Origin of the sequence: Cephaloticoccus capnophilus, assembly GCF_001580045.1 — a bacterium.
In the GTDB taxonomy this organism is placed as follows: domain Bacteria; phylum Verrucomicrobiota; class Verrucomicrobiia; order Opitutales; family Opitutaceae; genus Cephaloticoccus; species Cephaloticoccus capnophilus.
On sequence record NZ_LSZP01000035.1, the window covers coordinates 1 to 22,676 of the forward strand.

21 protein-coding genes are annotated in these 22,676 nt (G+C 59.3%); 12 read left to right on the plus strand and 9 right to left on the minus strand.

Annotated elements, in window-relative coordinates; translation table 11 throughout:
* On the plus strand, positions 1-486 hold a 486-nt coding region (locus AXK12_RS08955; RefSeq protein WP_231863534.1), incomplete at its 5' end, for a hypothetical protein.
* Here AXK12_RS08955 and AXK12_RS04150 read toward each other — a convergent pair.
* Positions 461-1,219 carry an endonuclease/exonuclease/phosphatase family protein gene (locus tag AXK12_RS04150; protein WP_068711754.1) on the minus strand — a complete coding sequence of 253 codons (759 nt, stop codon included), beginning with the start codon at positions 1,217-1,219 and terminating at the stop codon, positions 461-463. The genes AXK12_RS08955 and AXK12_RS04150 overlap by 26 nt on opposite strands.
* Positions 1,220-1,270: 51 nt before the next feature.
* Here AXK12_RS04150 and lpxA point away from each other — a divergent pair, with 51 nt between their 5' ends.
* The 7 genes from lpxA to AXK12_RS04185 all read left to right on the plus strand — a co-directional run bounded on the left by lpxA (position 1,271) and on the right by AXK12_RS04185 (position 9,878).
* A complete protein-coding gene (lpxA, locus tag AXK12_RS04155) occupies positions 1,271-2,059 on the plus strand; it encodes an acyl-ACP--UDP-N-acetylglucosamine O-acyltransferase (protein ID WP_068711757.1) in 789 nt (262 codons plus the stop codon).
* A gap of 77 nt (positions 2,060-2,136) precedes the next feature.
* On the plus strand, positions 2,137-3,129 hold the full coding sequence (gene pdxA, locus AXK12_RS04160) for a 4-hydroxythreonine-4-phosphate dehydrogenase PdxA (RefSeq protein WP_068711800.1): 993 nt from the start codon (positions 2,137-2,139) through the stop codon (positions 3,127-3,129).
* A 472-nt stretch (positions 3,130-3,601) separates the two neighbouring features.
* A complete protein-coding gene (locus tag AXK12_RS04165; RefSeq protein ID WP_068711759.1) occupies positions 3,602-4,015 on the plus strand; it encodes a HesB/IscA family protein in 414 nt (137 codons plus the stop codon).
* Positions 4,016-4,151: 136 nt separating this feature from the next.
* Positions 4,152-4,892 (plus strand): translation initiation factor IF-3, encoded by a 741-nt coding sequence (infC, locus tag AXK12_RS04170; RefSeq protein WP_082782636.1) that lies wholly within the window; start codon positions 4,152-4,154, stop codon positions 4,890-4,892.
* A gap of 94 nt (positions 4,893-4,986) precedes the next feature.
* On the plus strand, positions 4,987-6,033 hold the full coding sequence (locus AXK12_RS04175; RefSeq protein WP_231863535.1) for an N-acetylmuramoyl-L-alanine amidase family protein: 1,047 nt from the start codon (positions 4,987-4,989) through the stop codon (positions 6,031-6,033).
* A gap of 29 nt (positions 6,034-6,062) precedes the next feature.
* Positions 6,063-7,409 carry a TIGR03790 family protein gene (locus AXK12_RS04180; RefSeq protein WP_068711763.1) on the plus strand — a complete coding sequence of 449 codons (1,347 nt, stop codon included), beginning with the start codon at positions 6,063-6,065 and terminating at the stop codon, positions 7,407-7,409.
* 210 nt (positions 7,410-7,619) lie between these two features.
* Positions 7,620-9,878: a TonB-dependent siderophore receptor gene (locus AXK12_RS04185; RefSeq protein ID WP_082782638.1), complete on the plus strand. Its 2,259-nt coding sequence runs from the start codon at positions 7,620-7,622 to the stop codon at positions 9,876-9,878.
* 115 nt (positions 9,879-9,993) lie between these two features.
* On the opposite strand, the gene AXK12_RS08965 is transcribed toward AXK12_RS04185, so the two are convergent.
* Positions 9,994-11,832: a hypothetical protein gene (locus tag AXK12_RS08965; RefSeq protein WP_156468855.1), complete on the minus strand. Its 1,839-nt coding sequence runs from the start codon at positions 11,830-11,832 to the stop codon at positions 9,994-9,996.
* Between the two features lie 678 nt (positions 11,833-12,510).
* Here AXK12_RS08965 and AXK12_RS04200 point away from each other — a divergent pair.
* From AXK12_RS04200 to AXK12_RS04215, 4 genes are read left to right on the plus strand one after another with little or no spacing between them, the layout of a single operon-like run.
* Entirely contained in the window at positions 12,511-13,422 is a 912-nt protein-coding gene (locus tag AXK12_RS04200) for a tetratricopeptide repeat protein (RefSeq protein ID WP_068711771.1), read from the plus strand.
* 12 nt (positions 13,423-13,434) lie between these two features.
* Positions 13,435-14,091 carry a site-2 protease family protein gene (locus AXK12_RS04205; protein WP_068711773.1) on the plus strand — a complete coding sequence of 219 codons (657 nt, stop codon included), beginning with the start codon at positions 13,435-13,437 and terminating at the stop codon, positions 14,089-14,091.
* Positions 14,069-15,076, plus strand: coding sequence for a 50S ribosomal protein L3 N(5)-glutamine methyltransferase (prmB, locus tag AXK12_RS04210; RefSeq protein WP_082782643.1), 1,008 nt, complete (start codon positions 14,069-14,071; stop codon positions 15,074-15,076). Before AXK12_RS04205 ends, prmB begins: the two co-directional genes overlap by 23 nt.
* 56 nt (positions 15,077-15,132) lie before the next feature.
* A complete protein-coding gene (locus tag AXK12_RS04215) occupies positions 15,133-16,287 on the plus strand; it encodes an ABC transporter substrate-binding protein (RefSeq protein WP_231863536.1) in 1,155 nt (384 codons plus the stop codon).
* A gap of 166 nt (positions 16,288-16,453) precedes the next feature.
* On the opposite strand, the gene AXK12_RS04220 is transcribed toward AXK12_RS04215, so the two are convergent.
* From AXK12_RS04220 to rpmH, 7 genes are all read right to left on the minus strand, one after another.
* On the minus strand, positions 16,454-17,062 hold the full coding sequence (locus tag AXK12_RS04220) for a methionine biosynthesis protein MetW (protein ID WP_068711777.1): 609 nt from the start codon (positions 17,060-17,062) through the stop codon (positions 16,454-16,456).
* Between the two features lie 81 nt (positions 17,063-17,143).
* A complete protein-coding gene (gene metX / locus AXK12_RS04225) occupies positions 17,144-18,409 on the minus strand; it encodes a homoserine O-acetyltransferase MetX (protein ID WP_082782640.1) in 1,266 nt (421 codons plus the stop codon).
* A 488-nt stretch (positions 18,410-18,897) separates the two neighbouring features.
* The gene (locus AXK12_RS04230; RefSeq protein ID WP_068711779.1) at positions 18,898-19,653 is read right to left on the minus strand and encodes a YebC/PmpR family DNA-binding transcriptional regulator; all 756 of its coding nucleotides are present in this window, start codon (positions 19,651-19,653) and stop codon (positions 18,898-18,900) included.
* 153 nt (positions 19,654-19,806) lie between these two features.
* A complete protein-coding gene (locus AXK12_RS04235) occupies positions 19,807-21,681 on the minus strand; it encodes a YidC/Oxa1 family insertase periplasmic-domain containing protein (protein WP_068711781.1) in 1,875 nt (624 codons plus the stop codon).
* Positions 21,674-22,045: a membrane protein insertion efficiency factor YidD gene (gene yidD, locus AXK12_RS04240; protein WP_068711783.1), complete on the minus strand. Its 372-nt coding sequence runs from the start codon at positions 22,043-22,045 to the stop codon at positions 21,674-21,676. Before yidD ends, AXK12_RS04235 begins: the two co-directional genes overlap by 8 nt.
* Positions 22,046-22,051: 6 nt before the next feature.
* The gene (gene rnpA / locus AXK12_RS04245; protein WP_068711785.1) at positions 22,052-22,459 is read right to left on the minus strand and encodes a ribonuclease P protein component; all 408 of its coding nucleotides are present in this window, start codon (positions 22,457-22,459) and stop codon (positions 22,052-22,054) included.
* A gap of 51 nt (positions 22,460-22,510) precedes the next feature.
* Positions 22,511-22,648 (minus strand): 50S ribosomal protein L34, encoded by a 138-nt coding sequence (gene rpmH / locus AXK12_RS04250; RefSeq protein WP_068628199.1) that lies wholly within the window; start codon positions 22,646-22,648, stop codon positions 22,511-22,513.
* Positions 22,649-22,676 lie beyond the last annotated feature (28 nt).

Sequence of the window (22,676 nt, forward strand, 5' to 3'; positions counted from 1 at the left end):
GTCTTGGATGAGAGAAATAATAGGCTGGGTATTTATGCAAGGCCTGCTATGACTGATGTCATCGATTTAACTGTTAATAGTACATCAGTTATTGCTTTCTCATATCCAATACATTGGGATGCTGATGATGTTGATAATATATTCGAGTTTTATATTGGTAATTTAAGAATAGCTGATGATAGCATTCTTAAGATAGGTTCTATTAGAGATGTTGTTAGTTTTGTGGTGTGGGATACTGCTGAAAATCGGGAAGCACTTAGCCGAACTGCGATTATATCTCGGAATGGAGCCTTGATGAAACCAAAGTGGACATTGCATTCTGGACAGTGGTTTCTTTTTCCGTTCTCAAATGAACCTTGGACGCCCGTTCCTGAAGTATCGACTTACGGAGCGGTCTTCTCTTTTTCCGGACTGGCCCTTGGGCTTATTCGTAGGCGGAAAAAGAGAAGAACGCACTTAATCACTGCGGATGGAGTTCGAGTGTAACCAAGACAGGGAAGTGGTCGGAGGCGTCGTTGTCGATGAGGGCGACGTCTTTGACTGCCCAATTGTGTTTTTTGTCTACGAAGACGATGTCGAGCCGCGTAGTTGGGGCGTCGTAGGGCCAGGTGAGGGCGGTGTTTCCGGCTGTCACGCCGGTGTCTTTCATTGCGGCGGCGAGGACGTGGTAGGGGGCTTCTCCAGTTTCGAAGTTGAAGTCGCCCGCGAGGATGAAGGGGCCGTCGAGCGCGTCGGCGACTTGGATAATGCCCTTCACCTGGGCGAGTCGGTTGGCTTCGTGTTGGTGGCAGAGGTGGGTGGCGGCGAAGGTGATTTTTTCTCCGCGCCCAAGCGGGTAATCAATCGTTAACAGGGCGCGGGATTCGCCGCCTTCGGGTGTGGGGAGGATGCGAGTCGTCGGGGGCGAGAGGGCGAGGTCGAGGGGCAGGCGGGAGAGGATGGCTTCGCCGTAGTCGCCGCCGTGTTGATCCATCGCTTTTCCAAAAACACCGTGCAGGCCGGTCAACTTGGCGAGTTCAGCGCAGAGGTCTTGGGGCGTGCCGCCGCTGAGCTGTGCACTGCGTTGGGTGAAGCGGTCGACTTCTTGGAGCGCGACGAGGTCGGGTTGGCACGCGTCGATGACTTTCGCGACTTCCTGAAGGTTGGGCGTGCCGGGGCGGTAGAAGGCCTCGCCGTGGTAGATGTTGTAGGTGAGGATTTTTATTTTATGGGGGGGCATGTCAGCGCAGTATTGAGGTTTTGAGGATTTCGGCTAGCAGGGGAGTTACTTATGGCGACTACAACGATTCATCCAACGGCGATTGTGGAGACGGGCGCGGTCTTGGGCGCGGGTTGCGAGATTCGGGCCCATGCGATTGTGACGCGGTATTGTGTGCTAGGCGAGGGCGTGGTGGTGCACCCGTTTGCGGTCTTGGGAGGCGAGCCGCAGCACTTGAGTTTCGATGCGGCGGGAGTGGAGTCGCGCGTGGAGATCGGGGCGGGCACGGTGATTCGCGAGCATGTGACGGTGAATCGGGCGTCGGTGGCGGGTGGGGCGACGCGGATCGGCGCGGGCAGCTTCTTAATGGCGGCGAGCCATGTCGCGCACGACTGCTCGCTGGGCGAGCAGGTGGTGCTCGCCAATGCGGCGTTGCTGGCGGGGCATGTGAGTGTGGGGGCGCATACGTTTCTGGGCGGAGGGGCAGCGGTGCACCAATTTTGCCGAATTGGTGAGAGCGTGATGGTGGCGGGGCATGCGTCGATTACGCGGGATGTGCCGGATTTCCTGATGGTGGCGGAGCGCGATGAGGCGATTGCGCTCAACACGGTGGGGCTGCGGCGGCGGGGGATTTCGCACGAGGCGATTGGCGAGCTGAAGCGGGCCTTTGCGATCGTGTTTTTCACTCCCGGGAATATCCGCGAGGTCGCCCGTGAGGCGCTCAATGAGGGGGAGCCCTCGTGTTGGACGAGCGCGGAAGCGCGGCAGTTTTTGGCGTTTTTTGCGGAGGGACAGCGTGGCTTCGTGAGGGCGCGTCGGCAGGGGCGGGCCTCGCAGCACGAGCAGGAGGAGTCTCTGTGAGGTCTCAGCCCGTTTCATGTGGCGAGCCCTTCGTTGAGGGCTCGTCAGCAAGGGCTGATTTGGCGGGCGATGCGTTCATGAGCGGCGCATTGACCACGAGCGAGCAGGGGCGGGGCGAGGTGCCGCTGGCGATTACTTGTGGCGATCCGGCGGGGGTGGGGCCGGAGTTGATTGAGCGGATTCTAGGCGGGCAGGGGGCGCCGCCCGTTTCTTTTTCTGGGCCTTTGGCAGTAATCGGGGCGGAGCAGTGGCTGCGCAGTTTGCCGGATTTTGTGGAGAAAATCGCGGTCGGTGATTCGGCGTTTCGCGCCCAAGCGGGTGTGCCGAGTGCGGCGGGAGCGCGGGTGGCTTTGGAGGCGATGGAGTGCGCGGCGGCAGGTTGCGTGGCCGGTCGGTTTTCGGGCGTGGTGACGGGGCCGGTGAGTAAGGCCGAGCTCGCGAAAATTGGTTATCCGTTTCCGGGGCAGACGGAGTTTTTTGCGTCACGCTGGGGCGGCGACCAGTGCGGTAGCGCGGTTGACGAGCCGGTGATGGGCTTTGTGGGGGAGCGGTTGCGCGTGGTGCTGGCGACTTGGCATGTGCCGCTCGCCGAAGTGCCCAATCGATTGAGCGAAGCGGTGATTGAGCGCACAGTCGCCGCAGCGGGAGAGCTTGCCCGTATCGGTAGAGCCGCCAGCGAGCCTGCCGCGCGAATCGCGGTTTGCGGGCTAAATCCGCATGCGGGCGAGGGCGGCTTACTGGGCGTGGAGGAGCGCGATTTTCTGAATCCGATTTTGGCAAAACTGGGCGGGCGCTACCCGGGGCTGGTGCCGCAGTGCTTGCCGGGCGATACGGTTTTTGCGCGGGCCTTGCGCGGGGACTTCGACGTGGTCGTCGCGCTTTATCACGATCAAGGGCTCGCGCCGCTAAAGGCGGTGGACTTCGACACGGCGGTTAACGTGACGCTGGGCTTGCCTTTTGTGCGGATGAGCCCCGACCACGGCACAGCCTTTGATTTGGCGGGGAAGGGCACGGCGTCGCCTCGCAGTTTTGCAAACGCAATCCGACTCGCACGCCACTGGGTCCGTTAGAGAGCCCTCGCGTGCGCTTTCGCCCTCGTCAGAGCTTCCACTACGCGTGGGGCGGCAGCGTGTCGCTGCACCCATTTACCGAACGCTTGGTTGCCGTGCATTCGCACGGCAACCAAGCGTTCGGTAGAAAGGAACCCAAACTAGGAGGCGGGAGTTTACTGGTGATTTCTCCCACCTCGCCCAAACGGGTTATCACTCTGCTTTCTACTCCTTGTCGCAACACGACAGGGGAGTGCTTTCAAATTTGGGATTTCGCTTTCGCGCGATAGCGCGATGAGAAATCCCAAATTGAACGGGTGCAGGCACAGGACGGCGGGCCAACGAGCCCGCCGCCAAATAAAACAGCCTACGGCTGCGCACCACGCGTAGTGGGGAGAGAAAAAGGCAGGGGGGCGATAGGCTCTTCTGTGATCGGGTAATTGACGCTGGCGTGTAGTGGATTTTAGTCGGCGGCCCTTTCCCTGTTTTCTCGATGACTGCTACTGTTGCTACTGCTCCGCTCCAATCGCCGACCGTTTCTGCCGTGCCCGCGTCGGTGGCCACTCCGCGCGAGGGTGACGAGCGCTTGGTGTGCTTGACTGATGCGGCGGGCGAGAAGTTGCGCGCGCTGATTGCGCGGGAGGGCAAGGGCGAGTTTTTGCGAGTCGCGATTAGCGGTGGCGGCTGCAATGGCTTGAGCTACAAGCTGCGTTTTGTGCCTGCGCCGAAAGCGGGAGATATCCTCGTGCGCAGTGCGGGCGTGGCGGTGCTCGTCGATAGCAAAACCGCGCTCTACTTGCGCGGCACCGAGCTTGACTACTCGGCGAAGCTCATCGCCGGCGGCTTCCGCTTTAGTAACCCAAACGCCAAGGCGAGCTGCTCCTGCGGCGAGAGTTTCAGCGTGTAAGGGGCGCAAGGCCCTAACGGGTGCCCTGCAAAATAAATGGGTCGAAGGCCCCGTTATAGGATTGTCTTCGTGCGAGCGGTTTGCGAGAACCGCGCTCCGACTTCCCAAGTCTTTCTTAAGTCGTCCGTATCACTAAATGGCCAATTCGTTTCCCTCTGGCGGAGGTAACCGCCCCGGTGGCTACAACCGGCGCAACTCAAACAGGAGCCCCTTCGCGGGCATCCGTCGCAATCATCGCATCCGCGTCCCCGAGGTTCGCGTGATCTCTCCCGAGGGTAAGCAACTCGGTGTGCTGCCGACTGCTACGGCGATCAGCCTCGCGCTGGAGGTCGGGCTGGAGCTCGTCGAGGTCGCCCCGGCTGCGCGCCCGCCGGTGTGCCGGATCATGGACTTCGGCAAATACGTTTACGAGGAGTCGAAGAAGACCTCTCACGCGAAAGTCACCGCCAGTAAAATTAAGGAAATTGAGCTCACGCCGCGCATTGAGCAGCACGACTTCGAGACCAAGATTCGACACGCCGAGGAGTTCCTCTCCCACGGCAGCAAGGTGAAGCTGCGCCTAAAATTTCGTGGCCGCGAGATGGCGCGCACCGAGCTGGGCTTCGACGTCATCCGCCGCGCGATCGCCGACCTCGAAGGCATGGGCCACCCCGACTCCGAGCCGCGACTCATCGGGCGCAACATCAACATGATGATCACCCCGCTGCCCGAGAATAAGCGTAAGCCGAAGTACTATCACCCGCACCACCACGAGGCAGCGGCTGAGGACGATGAGCCGCGTGCGCACGCGAAAAAAGCGGAGTCGGCGCACGCAGAGGATTCTGCGAACGAAGCCGCCAGCGCGCAGCCCGCTCCTGCTGCGGGGGCCGACGAGTGAAGTCGCGGTCACTGTGATGGCTAAGCCACAGCGGTGGATTTTCGCGTTGGGCTTAGTCGGGCTCGCCCTTAGCAGACTCACGAGCCCGAGCCTCTTGGCTGTCGAAACACTTAAGCGCGAGCGCGTCACGGGAGCCGCTTCGACCGCCGCGACCGTGGGGGTAGACTATGTGCGCGCTGCCGACTTTGCTGCGAAGTTTGGGCTGAAGCCGGAGCCTTCGCCGGATGGCAAAAAGCTAACGCTCAAAAGCCCGTGGACGGAAATCGCCCTCGAGGCGGGCAGCCGCGAGATCGCGCACAACGGGTTGCGGATTTTTTTAGGCGACGGCGTGCGACAGCAAGGCGGCCACTTCCTCATCTCCAAACTCGATATCGATAAGGTCCTCGTGCCGCTGCTTTTGCCCGGCTATGGGCTGGGCACCCAGGCGACGGGCGCGGCGAGCTACGGCAGCCCGCCAAACTTGAAAACCATCGTCATCGACCCTGGCCACGGCGGACGCGATCCGGGCAAGGTGAACGCCAAGCTCGGTGTGAACGAAAAAACGATGACGCTCGACACCGCGCAGCGGCTGGCGCGGCTACTCGAAGCGCGCGGTTATAAAGTGCTGCTTACCCGCTTGGGCGATTCATCGCTGGACACCGATAAAAACACGGATTTGCGGGCGCGGGCGCATTTCGCGCGGGCTGCGGCGGCCGACCTCTTTATTAGCTTACACTACAACGCGGTGGATGGCTCGCCTGCGACCTTGGCCCGCGTGCGCGGGGCCGAGGTCTACACGCTCACGCCGCAGCACCAGCACTCCAGCGGCGATCCTGAGCGGCAGGATAAAAATGGGGCCGCAGTCGCGCTACCGGGAAACGCGTACGACCACTGGAACATGATTATCGGGCACGAGGTGCACCGCGCTTTGGTGAAAACGGTGGCTGTGGCGGACCGCGGGCTGAAGCGCGCACGCTTCGCAGTGCTGCGCGAAGTGACGTGCCCGGCGATCTTGGTCGAGGCGGGTTTTCTCTCCAACGACGAGGAGGCGCACAAAATCATGAGCCCCGAGTACCGGCAGCAACTCGCCGAGGCGATTGCCAGCGGGGTCGTGATGTATGACGCCGCGCTCGAAGCGGTGCGGCGGCGCGCCCAGCACTGAGCCCACGCGCAGTGGAGCGAGCTCGGCGAATGGCCCATGCGAACATCAGCTGTGCGCTGCGAAGGCGCGGGCCGCGCCTGAAGGAAGCGTTGGACGCGGCGGCACTCTGTGACACGCTGCGTCGCGTGCTTTCTCGATTCTTCTGCCTGATTGTTTTCGGCCTGCTCGTCGGTCTGGGCTTTGCGGCCTCGCCTGTTCGCGCACTGAGCGAAGATGCGGCACTGGCCGCGCGAGTCGTGCTTCTGGCCAATGCGAACGACCAAGACTCGTTACGCGTCGCGCGTCATTATGCCGCTGCGCGTGCGGTGCCCGAGGATAACATCGTGTCGCTGCCCTTGTCGCGCGAAGAGACGATTTCGTGGGAGGACTTTGTGCGGACGCTTTGGCAGCCGCTGCAAGACGAGCTCGTGCGGCGCGGCTGGATTGATGCGCTCCAGGGCCGCCGACTCGACCCAGCGGGACGGCGTAAGGTGGCCGCTTCCGGCCACTCAATTTCCTACCTTGTCGTGTGTCGCGGCGTGCCGTTGCGAATCGCCAATGCTCCCGAGCTGATTATTCCCTCGGGCGACATCGACCCGCGTGAGCAATTTCGCACGAACGCGGCGGCGGTCGATTCCGAGCTAAGCCTGCTCGCTTACGGCGATTACAACATAAACGCCTATCTGCAGAACCCGTTTTTTCGAGGGAGCGTAGACGGGGCGGCAGGAGGCTTGGCGCAGGGACGCCGCCGCAGCGCGGCACTTTTGTCTGAGCGTCGCGTGATTAAGGTCGCGAGACTCGATGGGCCGAAGCTCGCCGATGTGCTCGCGTTAATCGACAACACACTCCTCGCTGAAGAGCGTGGCTTGCGCGGGCGGGCCTATGTGGATGCTCGCGGCCCACATGCCGAAGGCGAAGCGTGGATGGAGCAGATCGCGGCACGTGCTCAGGAGCTGGGCTTTCCGACCGAAGTGAATCGCGAAGAGGGGAATTTTCCGAAGGAAGCGCAGTTTGAAAGCCCGGTGCTGTATTTCGGCTGGTATGCGGCGGACGTGGAAGGGCCGTTTATGCGGCCCAAGTTCCGTTTCGAGCCGGGAGCGATTGCGGTGCACCTGCACAGCTTCTCGGCAGCGACGCTGCGCTCGGAGTCGAAAGGCTGGGTTGGGCCGCTGATCGCTCGCGGCGCAGTGGCAACGACGGGCGCGGTATATGAACCTTACCTCGAACTCATGCACCGTTCGCAGCTAATGTTTGAGGAGCTGACCAAGGGCACACGACTTGGCGACGCGGCTTACGCCGCCCTTCCTGTGCTAAGCTGGCAAAGCGTGCTGATCGGCGACCCACTCTATCGGCCCTTTAAGCGCAAGCCTACGGCGGCCAGAGCTGTCGATCAGTAATCATACTTAAGTAGGTATACTTGACTCAATAAGTAAGCGGCTCTGTATTGGTCGACGGACTACAAATGCTTTTCATCCCCGTCTAGCAGCCGCAAGCGGCTACTGTCTGTGCGATGGAAGGCTGATGTATAGTCAGTTACGGCATTTCCCCGTGCCTTGTTTTTGTGTCCGTTTCGCACGGCGCAATTCGTCCAGACAAACTCCAAACTTATGAATATCCCCACATCTATACGTCGCGTTCTTCGCGACGTATTCGCATCTTCGTTGATGCTTGGCCTCGCCGTCTCTTCTCACGCCCAGCAACCCCCAATTCAAATCGACGAGGACATCATCCGACTCTCGCCCTTTACAGTGCAAGAGAGTGCAAACCTGGGTCGTTACCAAGCCGCCCAAGTCAGTTCGGGCAGTCGAGTTCGGATGGACTTGATGGACTCCACACAAAGTGTCTCGGTCCTTACTAACGAGTTTCTAGGCGATATCGACACCACCCAAATGCTTGATGCAGTCAAATATGTCGCGGGTGTCGGGATCAGTAACAATCCCGAAATTATGGACATCATGAACATCCGCGGCTTCCAAAATTGGCGGGCGGTGACCATTGATGGATTCAGTCAAGCCTACGGCGTCATTAATACAGACCCGATCATTATTGAGCGTATTGAGGTCGTAAAGGGCCCCAATGCTATTCTTGCCCCTCAAGGACTGCCGGGCGGTGTTGTCAACAGCGTGACTAAACGCCCGCTTTTTAAAAATAGCGGTTCTGTTTCCTATCAAGTCGGTCGCTACGACTCCAATCGCGCCGAAATCGATGCGAACTATGTAGTAAAGGACGACAAACTCGCTCTGCGCGTAGTCGGCGCCTTCACCGATGCCGATAAGTATGTGAAGGAAAAGTTTTTCCAAAATCTTACGGTGATACCGATGCTTACCTATCGAATCAGCCCGACTACCGAGCTCACGGCTCAAGGTCATGTTTACAATGGGGCGGCGCAAGGTGAGCCCCTCCCCATATCTGTGTATGCAGTGGGCCGCAGTAATGTTCGCATTCTGGACGGGATTCCGAGAGATTTCGGACTGACAGGGCGCAATATATCCCGCCACGAGAGCGGCCAAAGGGCGCAGTTTTTCCTCACTTCTCAAATTACCGACAAGCTCTCTATGAGATTGGCCGCTAAGTGGGCCGAGACCAGCACGCGCGTAAACGGTGTAAATGTCAGTGAGAGTCGTGACGCAAGTGGTGCGAGACTCGTGCCAGTCCAACTCAACAACACCACTGGCGTGTGGGAGTGGGACGGGGTTACCCGTAATGACGACCCGCGCTTCCTTCTTTCTGGACTACAAAATGGGGTTACTGTTGATCACGCGAACCTGCAAAATGACTTCGTCTTCGAGCACAACGCACAAGGTTGGAGGTCACAAACCGTCGGTGGTTACGCGATTAATTATACCAGCCGCAGCGGGTGGAATAGAAACTACGTCGCAGACCCTACACTCTATAACTTCAAGGACCCCAACTACACGCCGCCGACCTTCACGCTGGAGTCTGACTGGGACTACAACAATGGGACACGCGATCGTAGTCACCAAGTCTACCTCTACCAAGTACTCCACCTCTTCGAGGACCGGCTGGTGCTCAGTGGCAGCCTTTCCCAAAATCGCTACTTCACCGGTGATTACGATAATTTGAGTGGTGGCCGCTCTCAGGAGAAAGCAGAGACCACCCTGCCCGCTGCCGGTCTCGTTTACAAGCTTACGCCAGAGATTTCACTCTACTACGGCTACTCCGAACAAGAAATTATGGGCGCATCCCAACCGGTTGAGCTAATCCCTTCTCACACGAGCCCCAGTCGTCAGCACGAGGTTGGCCTTCGCCTCCGGCTCTTCGATGGCCGACTCTACACGACCTTTGCCTACTTCGACATCATGCAAGATGGTATTTGGAGCCAGGCGACTGAGAACATGATCGACCCGACTGCCCCCAAAAAAACCGCACAGCGTAGTGATCGCACGTCCAAGGGCTTCGAGTTTGAGTTCGCTTGGTCCCCCACTAAAAACTTCTCGGTAATCGGCAGCTTCACCGACTTCAAAAGTCGGGACCAGGATGATCTACGCTACGCCAATGTTGCCGAGAGGATGGCCGGGATCTGGGGCAGCTATAGCTTCCCCGAGGCAGGTCCGCTGCGCGGGCTATCCATCGGACTGGGGGCCAACTACGTCGGCGAGCGCCCCGGCGATACCATGGGCTCATATGTCAATATCCTCAACCCGGTGCGTGTTCAACCTGCATTTTGGCTCCCCTCTTACACTGAGGTTGAGGCTAATGCCACGTATCGCTTTAACAAACACTGGAAGGCCCAACTCGTCATCAAGAACCTTCTAGATAAAGAATACATCAGAGGTGCCTTTAACCGTAACGCCTTTGTCAGCACACCCATTAACCCGAAACTCACCATTCGATATCAGTTCTGAGTTCTGTGTAAAAGATACAACCTTAACCTCCTTGCGGCGCACCCTTTGGTGCGCCGCAACTGTTTTGAGAGCAGAGAAACCCCTAGAGTAGCAGCTAGGGCGTATTTCGTGAGCCTCACTTTTTGGCGGAGAGTGCGTAAGGAGTGAGTGTCGGGAGGACAGGGTTTTCTGCGGGACTTAGCCGTATAAAAACCCACTCGTTATCTAATCCCTGCTCAAACTCCATCGGCCATCCCCCCGCAGCCAGTTCTGCCAATAGCTGCTCGCCGCGATCCGCATAGCCCTTCCGATCTAAGAGGATTCCAGAAAAACCATAAGACTCGAGTTTAGTGGCCATTTCTCTAGGCGGTAATTCCTGTACCGCCAACTGCCAATCTGCGCCCTCCCGCCCCTTATTACTCCCATACGAATAACGCAACTTTGTAGAGTAAAGAAAAGGGCGTATGGAGTTGTATAGAAAAAACTTAATATCGTTAGGCCCAGGTCCATTAAAAGGCTCAGGGAAAACAAAGGCAGGCAGCGTATAGATCATGGCACCTTCGCTTAAGCGCTCCTCCAGCTTTAAAACCAGGTCCTGATCTCCGACTACTCGTTCTTTTATAAAAAGGTTATCATAGAAAGGGAAGGTATAGAATTTAAAAGACTGGTCCCATAGTGCAAGCGTGGCTAGAAAAACAAAAGACAAGGCCTTGGGAGTTAAGGACCAATTTCGGGTCGTTTTATGAATTTTAAAAGTAAAGTAGAGCAAGCCTATAGTCGCAATTGCCTCAGAGTAACGGTTTGTTGATCGGATATTATAGGAGTTAAATAGTAGACTAACAAGCGCATGAATGCCTCCGAAGCTGGAGTAGGAAATAATCCAAAGAACGGTAAGAAAAGGAAGCGAGGGCGATCGTTTATTAACTTGGCGCTGAATGCTCTTGAGAAAGAGAAAAGCTAATCCTATGATTGCACAAAGGCCAATATAGGCTCCCCACCATGTTTCGCCTATATCCAACTTTCCTCCGTTATAGTAGCGTGAGGAAATATCTAAATAGGATATCCAATTAGGGATAAGAAGATCGATAGGCTTGAGCGAACATGTTTCTACATCAGCATAAGATCGAACTAGCGCCGTAGGGTTTGCACCATAGTTAAACTTATAGATAATGAAACTAGCTAAAACTGATCCTGCAACTAAGCTGGCTGCAAGACATGGGGTAAGCGCCCTGATGATTCCTGGACGGCGCTTTATCAGCCGACATAGCAAGGCTAGAATATATATTTGTAAGAAAAAGAATACCCAATAAATATTTAGTAGGCCACTTAATAGACTAATAATGAAAGTCAGCCTGAGCCTAAAAGAGCCCCATGATAATTTTTGAACAGTCGCTATATACCAAAGACAATAGAGCTGAAGAGGGAGAAGTCCTGTGAATCCTACTCCGATGTGATCAATAGAGCGTTGGCTTTGCGGAAGAAACGCATAGACGACAGCAAAAATCCATGAGGATAGCCGTGAGATCTTCCATAGCCTAGCGGCTGAATAAAATGAAAATGCTGCTACTGTAGAGGAGAGTAGGAGCATGATGTTTGCAGCAGGTATAAGCCCAAAGACTTTAGCGATTTGGCCACCTAGCCAAACGATCACTCGCTCCACCTCTGGAAAATCGTTTAGCTGTCCGATGAACGGGGCCCCAAGAGACTTGGTGGTTATATGGGTAAAAAGCCCTAGGTCACCCTCTTTGCTTAGCTTCATCATTGCCAATATATAGTGGCAATCGGTTACGTAACGTGTCGGAAATTTAAAGTTGCTTCCCCAGCGATTTTCAAAAGTCAACCACAGCGCACATACGGTAAGGGCAAGCAGAAGTAGTCTAACGTATCTTCCACGTGCACGATTCCACCAAGTTTCAGCAAGTACTAACTTTCTTTGAGATGAGAAGTCACGGTGATATGACTCATTATTATTCATGCGTGAGAGGAGATTGTTCCTGCGATAGGAGTGGGTGTTGCTTTCCTGAGCAAGGAATCCCCTCTTTTATGACACAGAAAACAAGCCGCCTAGAAAGTATCTTTTATCGCACTTATTAGCCCCAGCTTGTAGGCGCTGTGCGGCATTGTGACGGGCCGCCATCTTGGCTGAACTCCAGAGCACGCCTCTGCGTAAGAAAAGGCAAGGTCTCGTCTGAGCCTTATATTTAAACATCAAAATGCTATATGCATACAGTTAATCTCTCCCCTGGACTGATTCCTATTATTTTTTTGCTCTAGGGTGTATTTTGGGTTTTCGTTGCTTTGCTTGCTCTAGAGCAAGCCCCCGCCGCTCGGTGCTCATGCCACCAGAGTGGTGACGCTCCTCCCAAAATCCATGCGTTCTTCCCGATGAGGCATCGTCATCTGTGTTCCGCGCGCCTTTAGCCGTGCTTTTGGTCGCTGCCTTTGCTTTCGCCTTCTCGATTACCGCGGCCTCAGCTGCTTCAGCGCCCGTTCCCCAAAACGTGATTGTCATGATTAACGCTGGGGCGGGCTGGGGCACTTGGGATGCGACGGCCTACTGGCAATATGGTAGCCGCGAGGTCGAGCGCTTCGAGGAGTCCGCGCGTGCGACTGATTGACGGCGGCGGCACAGGGCGGGAGGCTTGCCGCTCTGATGATTAAAAAGCCCGTACTCGTTTCGTTTTTGCTGATTGCGGGGGCGCTCACGCTGCCACCACAGGCTGCACTTGCGCAGCCTGCCGCTGCGCCGAAGGCCGGCCCTGTAGCGTCCTCGCCGGAGGCTGAGTCGCTTAGCGAACGCGGCCTGCGGCTCTTGGTCGAGCGGCAGCGGATGCTGTTCGCGGAGGCCGCCGAGCGCGAGAAAGCGGGACGCTTCGACGAGGCCGACTTTACTCGGCAGATGCAGGAGCTTTGCCGTGCGTATGACTCGCTGCTAAGCGATAATCCGAAGTTTGCCGCTGCGTATGCGGCTTACGGATACTTGCTCGGCAAGCTCGGGATGGAGGACGAGGGCGTGGGGATGCTCCTCAGGGCCAATCAGTACGACCCTGAAATCCCGCTCGTGAAAAACCAGATTGGCAACTACCTCGCTGAGCGCGGTAAGCCGCTCGAAGCCGTGAACTACTACTTGGCCGCGATCCGGCTCGCGCCCGATGAGCCGCTCTACCACTACCAGCTCGGGACGCTGCTGCATAATTCGCGTGCGGACTTTATCCGTTCGGGCGATTGGGAGGCGGCGGCGGTCGACCTTGCCTCGCACGAGGGCTTTAGGCGTGCGGCGGAGCTCGCGCCTGAGCGTTTCGAATTGGTGTACCGTTATGCGGAGTCGTTCTACGATTTGCCGGAGCCGGATTGGGACGGCGCACTGAAGCTGTGGGGGCAGTTGGAAGCCGCAGCAGGTAGCGAGATTGAGCGGCAGGCGATCCGGCTGCACGCGGCCAAGGTGTGTTTGGAGTCGGGGCGGCGCGATCACGCGCGGGCGCTGCTCGGCACGATTGATGAGGCCGCACTTGCGGCTCAGCGGGAAAAGCTGATTGCGCAGCTCGAGCGCGACGTCGAGAAGTAGCGGCCTTTTCTCATGGATCTCGGCCTCGACCCTGAAACGCTGCGCAAGGGCGCGATTTTTTACATCCTGCTCATATCGAGTCTGTGCGTGCACGAGTGGGCGCATGCGGTGACGGCTCACTTGCTGGGCGATGACACGCCCGCCGAGGAGGGACGAGTGACGCTCAATCCTATTGCCCACATGGACCCGCTGGGCTCGGTGATTTTTCCGCTGCTGTGTATCTTTGTGCTGCCGGGGGCCTTGCTCTTTGGCTGGGGGAAGCCCGTGCGAATCAACCCCGCAAACTTTGCCAAGCGTAAGCGTGACGAGCTGCTCACGACGCTCGCGGGGCCGGTCAGCAATCTGATACTCGCGTTGCTGGCGGCGGTCGTGGGTGGGTTTTTGTTTCGCTGGGAGCCGCGCACGGTCGAGGTGTTTTTCCAACTCATCGGCATCAATGTGCTCTTGGCGGTGTTTAACCTGATCCCGCTCCCGCCGCTCGATGGCGGTCAGGTGCTGCGGAATTTGGTGGGGATGCGCGAGGAGACTTTTAGGGCAATCTCGCGTTGGAGTTTCCTCATTATCTTGGTCGCGATCAACATCCCCGCGTTTCGCTTACTCTTAATGCTGGCGATGTCGGTCGTGGCCGCGCCGATGATGCGCATCTATGAACTCCTCGGCAGCAGCTAAAAACGTGGCAGGCGCGGATTTGTTCGGCGGGGCAGCTCTCAAGCCCTCAGCGCAGGCATTTGCGCGCGAGGCGCAGCGGCTCGCGACGCCGGGTGAGTGGCTGCGCTTTGCCGAAAAGTGTTACGAGCAGCACAGGCTGGCCCTCGGGCAAATCGCTACGAATGCGCACGACGAGGCGTTGTATCTGATTTTACATACGCTGGGGCTGCCGATGGAGAGCGACGAGCGAGTGCTGACGCGGCGGCTTTGCGCGGAGGAGCGTGCGGCCCTCGCGGAGGTGTTTCGGCGGCGGATTTTTGAGCACATGCCGGCGGCGTATCTCACGCGTGAGGCGTGGTTGGGGGAGCAGCGGTTTTATGTGGATGAGCGCGTGCTGATCCCGCGCAGTTATTTCTTAGAACTGATCGGCCCGCCACTCGCCGAGCTGCTGGGCCGCCCACGCGAGGCGCAGCGCCGTGTGGTGGATGTGTGTACAGGCTCGGGTTGTCTCGCGATTTTGCTCGCCCAGTATTTCCCGAATGCGCGCGTCGATGGCATCGACTTGTCCGCCGATGCGTTGGATGTCGCCCGCATCAATGTGCGCGAGCACGGTCTGGAGGCTCGTGTCGCGCTTCACGAAAGTGATGTCTTTGATGCGCTGCCACTGCCGAAATCGGCGTCCGAAAAATACGACCTCATTTTAAGCAACCCGCCCTATGAGCCGAGCGCGCATTGCGACGCGCTGCCAGTCGAGTTTACACGAGAGCCTCGCCTCGCGCTTGATGGCGGGGGCGACGGGCTCGACATCATTCGCAAGCTGCTTGCCCAAGCGCGCGCACGGCTCGCTCCAGATGGGATTGTGTTAATCGAGGTTGGCGGTTTGCAGGAAGCGATGGAGCGCGAGTTTGCTGCGCTGCGCCCGCAGTGGTTACCGACCGAAGATGGGAGCGACTGCGTATGCTTGATTGCCGCGCAGCACCTAGAAGGCCTTTGCCCTGCCGGATAAGCTGCGATTCACTAAAACTTTCCCCGATGTACTTACTCAGCCCCAATCTCCGTTGTTTGCTTATCGCCACTTTAGCTTTGCCCCTGTGCTTCGCCCTTGCCGGCTGTCCGTCCAAAGGCGGGGGTGATGAGGCAGGCGATCCCATTCTTATCGGTGAGATCTCCTCGATCACGGGTAAGGAGGGTGCCTTTGGCCAGAGCGCGCATCGCGGTATCGTCCTCGCAATCGAAGAGGCCAACGCGCGTGGCGGGGTGCTTGGTGGCCGCAGCTTGCGCTTACTCACGGAGGACAACCAGTCCAAGGCTGGCGGCTCCGGGACTGCCGCACGCAAACTCATTTCGCGTAACAAGGTCGTCGCGATTCTTGGCGAAGTCGTCTCCAGCCGCTCGCTCGAAATCGCCTCCATCGCCCAACTCACGCATACGCCGATGATTAGCCCTGCATCGACTGCCGAGAGCGTTACGCAAGCGGGGGACTATGTTTTCCGCGTCTGCTTTCTCGACTCCTTCCAAGGCACGGTGATGGGCAAGTTTGCTTACGAGATGCTCGGGCTTCGCCGCGTAGCGATTCTGTCCTCCGTCTCCTCGGCCTATAGTGTGGGCCTCGCCAAACACTTTAAGGAAACTTTTGTGGGCTTGGGGGGCACGATTGCCGTCGAGCAGAAGTTTGCCGAAGGCGATAAGGATTTTAAGGCGCAGCTTACTGCTATCCGAGCGAGCGGCATAGATGCGATTTATGTGCCCGCGTATTACACCGAGACTGCGCTTATCTCGAAGCAGGCACGCGAGCTTGGGCTCACGATTCCGCTGATGGGCGGCGACGGCTGGGGCTCGCCCGAGCTTCTCGAAATCGGAGGCGCGGCGGTCGAGGGGATCTATTACTCGACTCATTACTCACCCGAAAGCACTGCCGCGCAGGTGGTGGAGTTCGTGTCGAAGTACCGCGAACGCTGGGGCGGGGAAACGCCCGATGCGTTTGCGGCGCTCGGCTACGATGCGGCACTGCTCCTCATCGACTCGCTGGAGCGTGCCGGGACAACTGAGTCCGCTGCGCTGCGCGACGCGATCGCCGCTACGCGTGACCTGCTCGGGGCGACGGGCCGCACCGCCATCGATGAAAACGGAAACGCCTCGAAAGCCGCCACCATCATGACGGTAAAAAACGGTCGCTTTACCTACGTCGGCGAAGTGGCCAGTGAGCCCTCCCAGTGACCACGCACCAAAGCGCGCACCTCGCCGTTCACGGCGAGGTCAAGCGAGGTCATCGTCATATGGAGCCGAAGGCTCCCCTAGCTTGTGGAGGAGAAGCTCCGACCGCAGGGGCGGAGTTCTTCAGCTCGCGGGAGCGCCGCCGCAGGCGGTTTTATTTTGGCACCGCTTACTGCGCGCCCAATTCATAAAGGGCGTAGCCGGCGCGGAGGTTGGGCCGCCAATGACAGGGGCTTTTCCAATCGCCCAGCAGGTGTGCGTGGCGGAGGATGCGTATCTGCTTCACGGCGCAGAAGTGTTCGAAATCGTCAATGGTGAGCGGATTGGCGGGGCGGCTCTCGAACCACTCGGTCGTGTAAATCGCGTTGCGCGGTTTGCGTCCGCGCAGGAGCGCGGCGAAGCGGTTGCGCCAATACCCGTGGTTGACGAAGCCGACTGTTACGGCGCGACTCACGCGTAGTGCTTCCAGAATTACGGCACTCGGATTGCTGAGTTCTTGGATAGTGCGCGAGCAGATGACGTGGTCGAAGTGTCCGTCGTCAAAGCGGCGCGTAAAGGTGTGGATGTCGCCTTGGTAGGCGGTGACGCCGCGCCGCACACAGGCGGTGATTTTCCCGAAATCCTGGTCAACGCCGATGCCCGCGATGTCCTTAGTCTGCTTGAGGTAGGTGAGCAGTTCGCCGCGCCCGCAGCCGAGGTCGAGCACATGAGTGCGGGGCTGCACCCATTGGCCGATGATTTCCATATCGATGGTGCGTTTCTCGGTGGGCAGGGGCATTGTTTTGGTTTCTTGGGGGGAGAGGGCGCGGAGTTTAGGTGGGTCGAGCGGAGTTTTGGGCGAAGCTGAGCTGCGCGCGGGTTATATCGAAAAATCCAATACAAACTCGTCTTCTCGTTCCAAGAAGCCGCGCACGATTTCGTAAAGGTCGGGCGATTCGAGGAGGAAGGAGTCGTGCCCGCGGTCGGTGGCGAGTTCGGCGTAGCTGGCGCGTTTACCCGCGCGCAGCAGGGTGAGCACAATTTCGCGATTTTGCTCGGGCGGGAAGAGCCAATCGCTGGTGAAGCCGACGACGAGTGTCTCGGCCTGCACGGGGGCGAAGGCGCGCTCCAGCGAGCCGTAGGCGTGCGCGAGGTCGAAGTGGTCGAGCGCACGCGTGATGTAGAGGTAGGAGTTGGCGTCGAAGCGGTTGATGAAGCTTTGGCCTTGGTAGCGCAGGTAGCTTTCTACCTCGAACTGGATGTCGAAGGAGTAGGAGTCTTGGGCTTCTGCGGCGGCGCGTTTGCGGCGGCCAAATTTACGCTCCATCGATGCGTCCGAGAGGTAGGTGATATGCGCCATCATTCGCGCAATGGCGAGGCCCACGCGGGGGCCGCCGTCGGGCGGGTAGTTGCCCGCTTCCCAAGCGGGATCCTGCATAATGGCTTGGCGGCCCACTTCGTTAAATGCGATGGCTTGCGCGCCTTCGCGCGCGGTTGTCGCCATCGCGAGGACGCGCCGCACAAAGTTGGGGTAAAGGATTGCCCAGAGCAGGGCCTGCATGCCGCCCATCGATCCGCCGATTACGGCATGGAGCTTTTCGACACGCAGGTGCTCGAGCAGCCGCTTTTGCGAGCGCACCATGTCGTTGATGGTGACGAAGGGGAAACTGATGCCGTAGCTCTTGCCAGTCTCGGGGTTGATCGACGAGGGGCCGGTCGTGCCCGAACAGCCGCCTAGGCAGTTGGCACAGATGACAAAAAAACGGTCGGTATCGACCGCGCGGCCCGGCCCGATTAAGTGATCCCACCAACCAGGTTTGCGGTCTGCAGCGCTGTGGCGGCCTGCGCAGTGGTGGTCGCCGCTAAGCGCGTGGCAGATGAGCACAGCGTTGTCGCGCGCGGCGTTGAGTTGCCCGTAAGTCTCGTAGCGCAGCGTGAAGCCCGGCAGCACTTGCCCGCTTTTAAAAGTAAAGGGCTCCGCGCAAACGAAGTCGCGCGGCGTGACGATGCCCACGCCGTCATTGCGCACTTCATCGTTTGCGTCATCCGCGCTGTAGTCTGCGCGGGGTTCTTGGGCGCGATCTGCCTCGTCGTCGTGCGCACTGGGGGCGCGGGGAGTCGAGGAGCTAGCATCCAAATTGGGCATGGTGCACAGCACACAGAAGAAAAGGGAACCCTGAGGCAAGCGGTCGTCGCAGTGACTGTGTCACCTTCCTCAAAGTCAGAGTAAGCGTGGCCCGCGCCCGCTTCATCCCGCTCGCGCGGTCAGTGTCAGAGGTCACAGAGCTCCACTACGCGTGGGGCGGCAGCGTGTCGCTGCACCCATTTAGATTTTGGTTTCTTTTCTGCGCGTCGCGCAGAAAAGAAACCAAAATCTGAAAAGGAGCCCAAACTTGGAGGCGAAGGGTTACTGGTGATTTCTCCCGCTTCGCCCAAACGGGTTATCACTCTACTTTCCCTTTTACTCCTCTCCCTGTCGCAACGCGACAGGGGGGAATGCTTTCAAATTTGGGATTTCGCTTTCGCGCGATAGCGCGATGAGAAATCCCAAATTAAATGGACGGCGGGCCAACGAGCCCGCCGCCAAATAAAACAGCCTGCGGCTGCGCACCACGCGCAGTGGAAAAGTGCAGCTTACTCGTGAGCGGCGTTGCTGACGGCGTCGTCGAGTTCTTCGTTGGAGAAGACGGCTTGGACGTCGTCGAGGTCTTCGAGGACGTCGTGGAGTTTGAGGAGGGTTTTGGCGACTTGGGCATCGGTCACGGCGATGGTGCTCGTGGGGATGTAGCTGATCTCTGCGCTTTCGGTTTTGATGCCGGCGGTTTCGAGTGCGTGGAGGACTTTGTCGAAGTCGTGGAGGTCGCAGCGCACTTCGTAGCCCTCGTCGCTGACGATGACGTCGTCGGCTCCGGCCTCGAGGGCGACTTCCATGAGTTGGTCTTCGCTGGCGGCTTGGTCTTTGGTGATGAGGAACTGACCGGCGTGGAGGAACTGGAAGGCGACGGAGCCGCTTTGGGCGAGGTTACCGCCGAGTTTGGAGAAGGCGGAGCGGACTTCTTGTGCGCTGCGGGTTTTGTTATCGGTGGTGACTTTGACGATGAAGGCGACGCCGCCCGGGCCGTAGCCCTCGTAGGCGAGTTCCTCAAAGACGACGCCGGGGAGTTCGCCGGTGCCTTTCTTAATGGCGCGATCGACGTTGTCGGCGGGCATGTTGGCGTCGCGGGCCTTGAGGAGCAGGGTGCGCAGGCGGGCGTTGCTGTCGGGGTCGCCGCCGCCGGCTTTGGCGGCGAGGGTGATGTCGCGCGAGAGGCGCGAGAAGACTTTGCCTTTGCGCGCATCGGTGACGGCTTTGATGCGTTTGACCTTTGACCACTTGTTATGTCCAGCCATGACGAGGAAGAGAGGTGTGAGAGGGAGGGGAAGTGTTGCGGAGGGAGGGAAAGGCTCGCGCGGGCGAGCGTGCGGCGGGCGCGCTCGGGTGCGCGGCGTTTTCGTTTTGCGGGGGTGAAGTCTGTGCGGGCGAGGCGAAGTGCCTACGCGGTTTTACGGTTTTTTGCGCGCGGGCGGAGTGACGTTTTTCAATGGTTTGCCGCGCTTGCCGCTACTAGCTCCGCCTAGATCGGTGGCGGTGGGCGCGGGGCCGTCGGTTTTCATCCGGTTAATGACGAGTTGTTGGCCGATGGTGAAGATGCCGTTGACGGTGGAGTAGAGGGCGAGCGCGCAGGAGAAGTTGTAGCAGAAGAGGGTAAACATCCAGGGCATGAACTTGAGCAGCTTGGCCTGCATGTTATCGGCGGAGGGCGTGGGCGTGAGCCGCATCTGGATAATCATCGTCGCGCCCATGAGGATGGGCATGATGTTGATCGGCAGCCCAAAGATGCGTGCGACGGTGTCGGGCGCGCTCAGGTCGGAGGCCCACAGGAAGGACTCGAAGCGCAGTTCGGAGGCCGTGCGCAGCATGACGAAGAAGCCGATGAAGAAGGGCATGGTAACGAGGATCGGCAGGCAGCCTCCCGCTGGGTTTACCTTGTTCCGCTTAAAGAGCTCCATCGTGGCCTGCTGCATCTTTTGCGGGTTGTCCTTAAATTTTTCGCGCAGGGCCTGCATCTCGGGCTGGATTTTTTGCATGCGCTTGGCGGAGCGCGAGGCGGCGAGTGTGAGCGGCAGGAAGACGATTTTGAGGGTGAGAGTGGTGAGGACGACGGCCCAGCCCCAAGCCCACTTGGGGGAGAGGGGCGAGAGCCAGCCGTGCACCCAGTTCATCATGGTGAGGAGCGTTTGGCTGAAGAACCGGAACATGCCGTAGTTCATCACCTTGTCTTGGTTGGCCTTAAAATTGTCGCTGTTGGAGAGGCGCGGGTAGGCTTTTGGGCCGATGTAAAAGTCCATCGCGAGTGTGGAGCTTTCCTGCGGGGCGAGCGGCCGTAGGTCGAAGAGTGCCTCGGCCCCGAGTCCGTAACTGGTCGCGTGTGGGATGTCGGGATTTTCGGCGATGGGGACACGGCGGGTAACGATGCCGACGGCGGGCTCGGCGGGTGTGAGGATGCTCGCGAAGAAGCGGTTGCCCAGCGAGGCCCAGCGCACGGTCGCATGGGTGGGGAGCTCGGGTGTGGGCTCGCGCGAGCCGATTCCGAAGAGGCTGAGGAAGCCGCCGCCTTTTAGCCGCGTGTGCTCGATGAAGTGCTGTTTCTTGCCGTCAGAGTAGCCGCTGGTGAGTTGCTGGCCGTAGACGTCTTCGCCAGTGGCGCGGACGGTGCCGAGGCTGAGCGCGAGGCGGGGCAGGGCGAGCGTATCGCCGCTGAGGTTGCGAAGGGTGGTCTCGTGTTGGAGTTGATACGGGTCAGTGCCGGGCTCCGAGCCGTCGGGCAAGTAGTAGCGGCGCGTGAGTTCGAGGCGGCCCGAGTCGAGGCGCGCGCGGTAGATGACTTCGCGCGGGTTTTGGGAGACGACTTCAAAGGCGGCTCCGAGCGCGCCGACTCCGGGCAGTGTATTGATGCCGAGCATCGGGCCGGTGCGGACTTGGTTAAAAACAAAGTGGTGGCTGCTGCCGAGTTCCTGCGGGAAGCGGCGCAGGGCGACCTCCTCAATGGCGGCGCTGCGATTGCTCAGGCGCACTTCGATAAAGGCGTTGGCGAGGAGCGCGGTCGTTTCGCCGGTCGCGCTGGGGGCGAGTGCTTTGATCTCGGCGGTCGCTGGGCCTGCAGTGGCGACGAGCGTCGGAGCGACGGGCGCACCGCCGGGCGTGGCGATCGTGCCGCTCGGGGCGGCGACTCCGGCGGGCTGTTGGCCCGCGGTGGCGGGCGCGTGTTGAGCGGGGAGTGGGGGCGGCGCAGCGGCTTGCCGCTGCGCGCTAAAATACATGGCGGCGAAAGCGGCCATGAGCAGGGCCACGCCGACGACGGTGTTTTTCTTATCCATTAGTTCGTAGAGTAGTTGGGAAAGGGGGGGCGTGTGTGACTCGTGTGCAGCTCATCCGTGCGGCAGAAGGCCCCGAGCGCATTTGCTTCGGTGGCGGCACGGGGTCGAGCCCGCCCGGGTGCAGCGGTGTGCATTTGAGGAGGCGGATGAGCGCGAGCCAAGTGCCGCGCAATGCGCCGTGGCTTTGCAAGGCTTCGGCGGCGTAGTGCGAGCAGGTCGGGTAAAACCGGCACCCGCACGCGGGCCCAAAAATAACGGGCAGCACGGGCGAGAGCGTTTTTTGGTAAAGACGCACGAGCGCGAGGAGCCCGTTGGCAGGGAGGCGGACGAGCCCGCGAATGGCTCTTTTAAGAAAGCGATTCATGGCTGTTTAGCGTGCGTTTCCTAGCCGCCGACACAGGTCGGCAAAACGGGTTTCGAGCACCGCCCACGGAAGCCCGTTAAGCAGGCGGCGGGCGACGAGGAGTAGGTCGCCGTCGGGCGGGAGCTTTTGTTGGTGAAGGCGGAAAAGCGCGCGCAGCCGCCGCTTGGCGCGATTGCGCTGGACGGCATTTCCTACGGCGGCACGGGAAGCGACCACGCCGAGCCGTAGGCTCGCGTTAGCTTGCGGGCGGCTCGTTAGCGGCCGGTCAGGCCGGATGCTTGCCGGCTTTGGGCAAGCCAACCACCACGCGGTGAAGGCGTCGCACTGGTGGCGACGTCCTGCCTGCCGCACGGTTTGGAAATCGCTCTGAGTGCGCAGGTGCTGCTCTGGAAGGAGGCGTGTGGCACGTGGCACCGGCGCGGGCGGGTTTCTGGGTGCGGCGGAGGTTTGCCTAACGCTCAAGCGTTAGACGACGGTGAGGCGTTTGCGGCCCTTGGCGCGGCGGGCGGCGAGCACTTTGCGGCCGCTGGCGGTGGCCTTACGGGCACGGAAACCAATCTGACGGGCGCGCTTCTTGCGGTGTGGGCGGAAAGTCGGTTGCATAGGTTTGAGTCGTTAAGAGGTGAGGGAA

Excerpts from the sequence above, each read along its gene's own strand:
- infC (WP_082782636.1), top strand. The coding sequence starts at position 4,152 with ATGGCCAATTCGTTTCCCTCTGGCGGAGGTAACCGCCCCGGTGGCTAC.
- AXK12_RS04205 (WP_068711773.1), top strand. The coding sequence starts at position 13,435 with ATGGATCTCGGCCTCGACCCTGAAACGCTGCGCAAGGGCGCGATTTTT.
- AXK12_RS04180 (WP_068711763.1), top strand. The coding sequence starts at position 6,063 with ATGGCCCATGCGAACATCAGCTGTGCGCTGCGAAGGCGCGGGCCGCGC.
- AXK12_RS04220 (WP_068711777.1), bottom strand. The coding sequence starts at position 17,062 with ATGCCCCTGCCCACCGAGAAACGCACCATCGATATGGAAATCATCGGC.
- rpmH (WP_068628199.1), bottom strand. The coding sequence starts at position 22,648 with ATGCAACCGACTTTCCGCCCACACCGCAAGAAGCGCGCCCGTCAGATT.
- AXK12_RS04165 (WP_068711759.1), top strand. The coding sequence starts at position 3,602 with ATGACTGCTACTGTTGCTACTGCTCCGCTCCAATCGCCGACCGTTTCT.
- AXK12_RS04150 (WP_068711754.1), bottom strand. The coding sequence starts at position 1,219 with ATGCCCCCCCATAAAATAAAAATCCTCACCTACAACATCTACCACGGC.
- AXK12_RS04235 (WP_068711781.1), bottom strand. The coding sequence starts at position 21,681 with ATGGATAAGAAAAACACCGTCGTCGGCGTGGCCCTGCTCATGGCCGCT.
- AXK12_RS04200 (WP_068711771.1), top strand. The coding sequence starts at position 12,511 with ATGATTAAAAAGCCCGTACTCGTTTCGTTTTTGCTGATTGCGGGGGCG.
- prmB (WP_082782643.1), top strand. The coding sequence starts at position 14,069 with ATGAACTCCTCGGCAGCAGCTAAAAACGTGGCAGGCGCGGATTTGTTC.
- pdxA (WP_068711800.1), top strand. The coding sequence starts at position 2,137 with ATGAGCGGCGCATTGACCACGAGCGAGCAGGGGCGGGGCGAGGTGCCG.
- metX (WP_082782640.1), bottom strand. The coding sequence starts at position 18,409 with ATGCCCAATTTGGATGCTAGCTCCTCGACTCCCCGCGCCCCCAGTGCG.
- AXK12_RS04185 (WP_082782638.1), top strand. The coding sequence starts at position 7,620 with ATGAATATCCCCACATCTATACGTCGCGTTCTTCGCGACGTATTCGCA.
- yidD (WP_068711783.1), bottom strand. The coding sequence starts at position 22,045 with ATGAATCGCTTTCTTAAAAGAGCCATTCGCGGGCTCGTCCGCCTCCCT.
- AXK12_RS08965 (WP_156468855.1), bottom strand. The coding sequence starts at position 11,832 with ATGAATAATAATGAGTCATATCACCGTGACTTCTCATCTCAAAGAAAG.
- AXK12_RS04230 (WP_068711779.1), bottom strand. The coding sequence starts at position 19,653 with ATGGCTGGACATAACAAGTGGTCAAAGGTCAAACGCATCAAAGCCGTC.
- lpxA (WP_068711757.1), top strand. The coding sequence starts at position 1,271 with ATGGCGACTACAACGATTCATCCAACGGCGATTGTGGAGACGGGCGCG.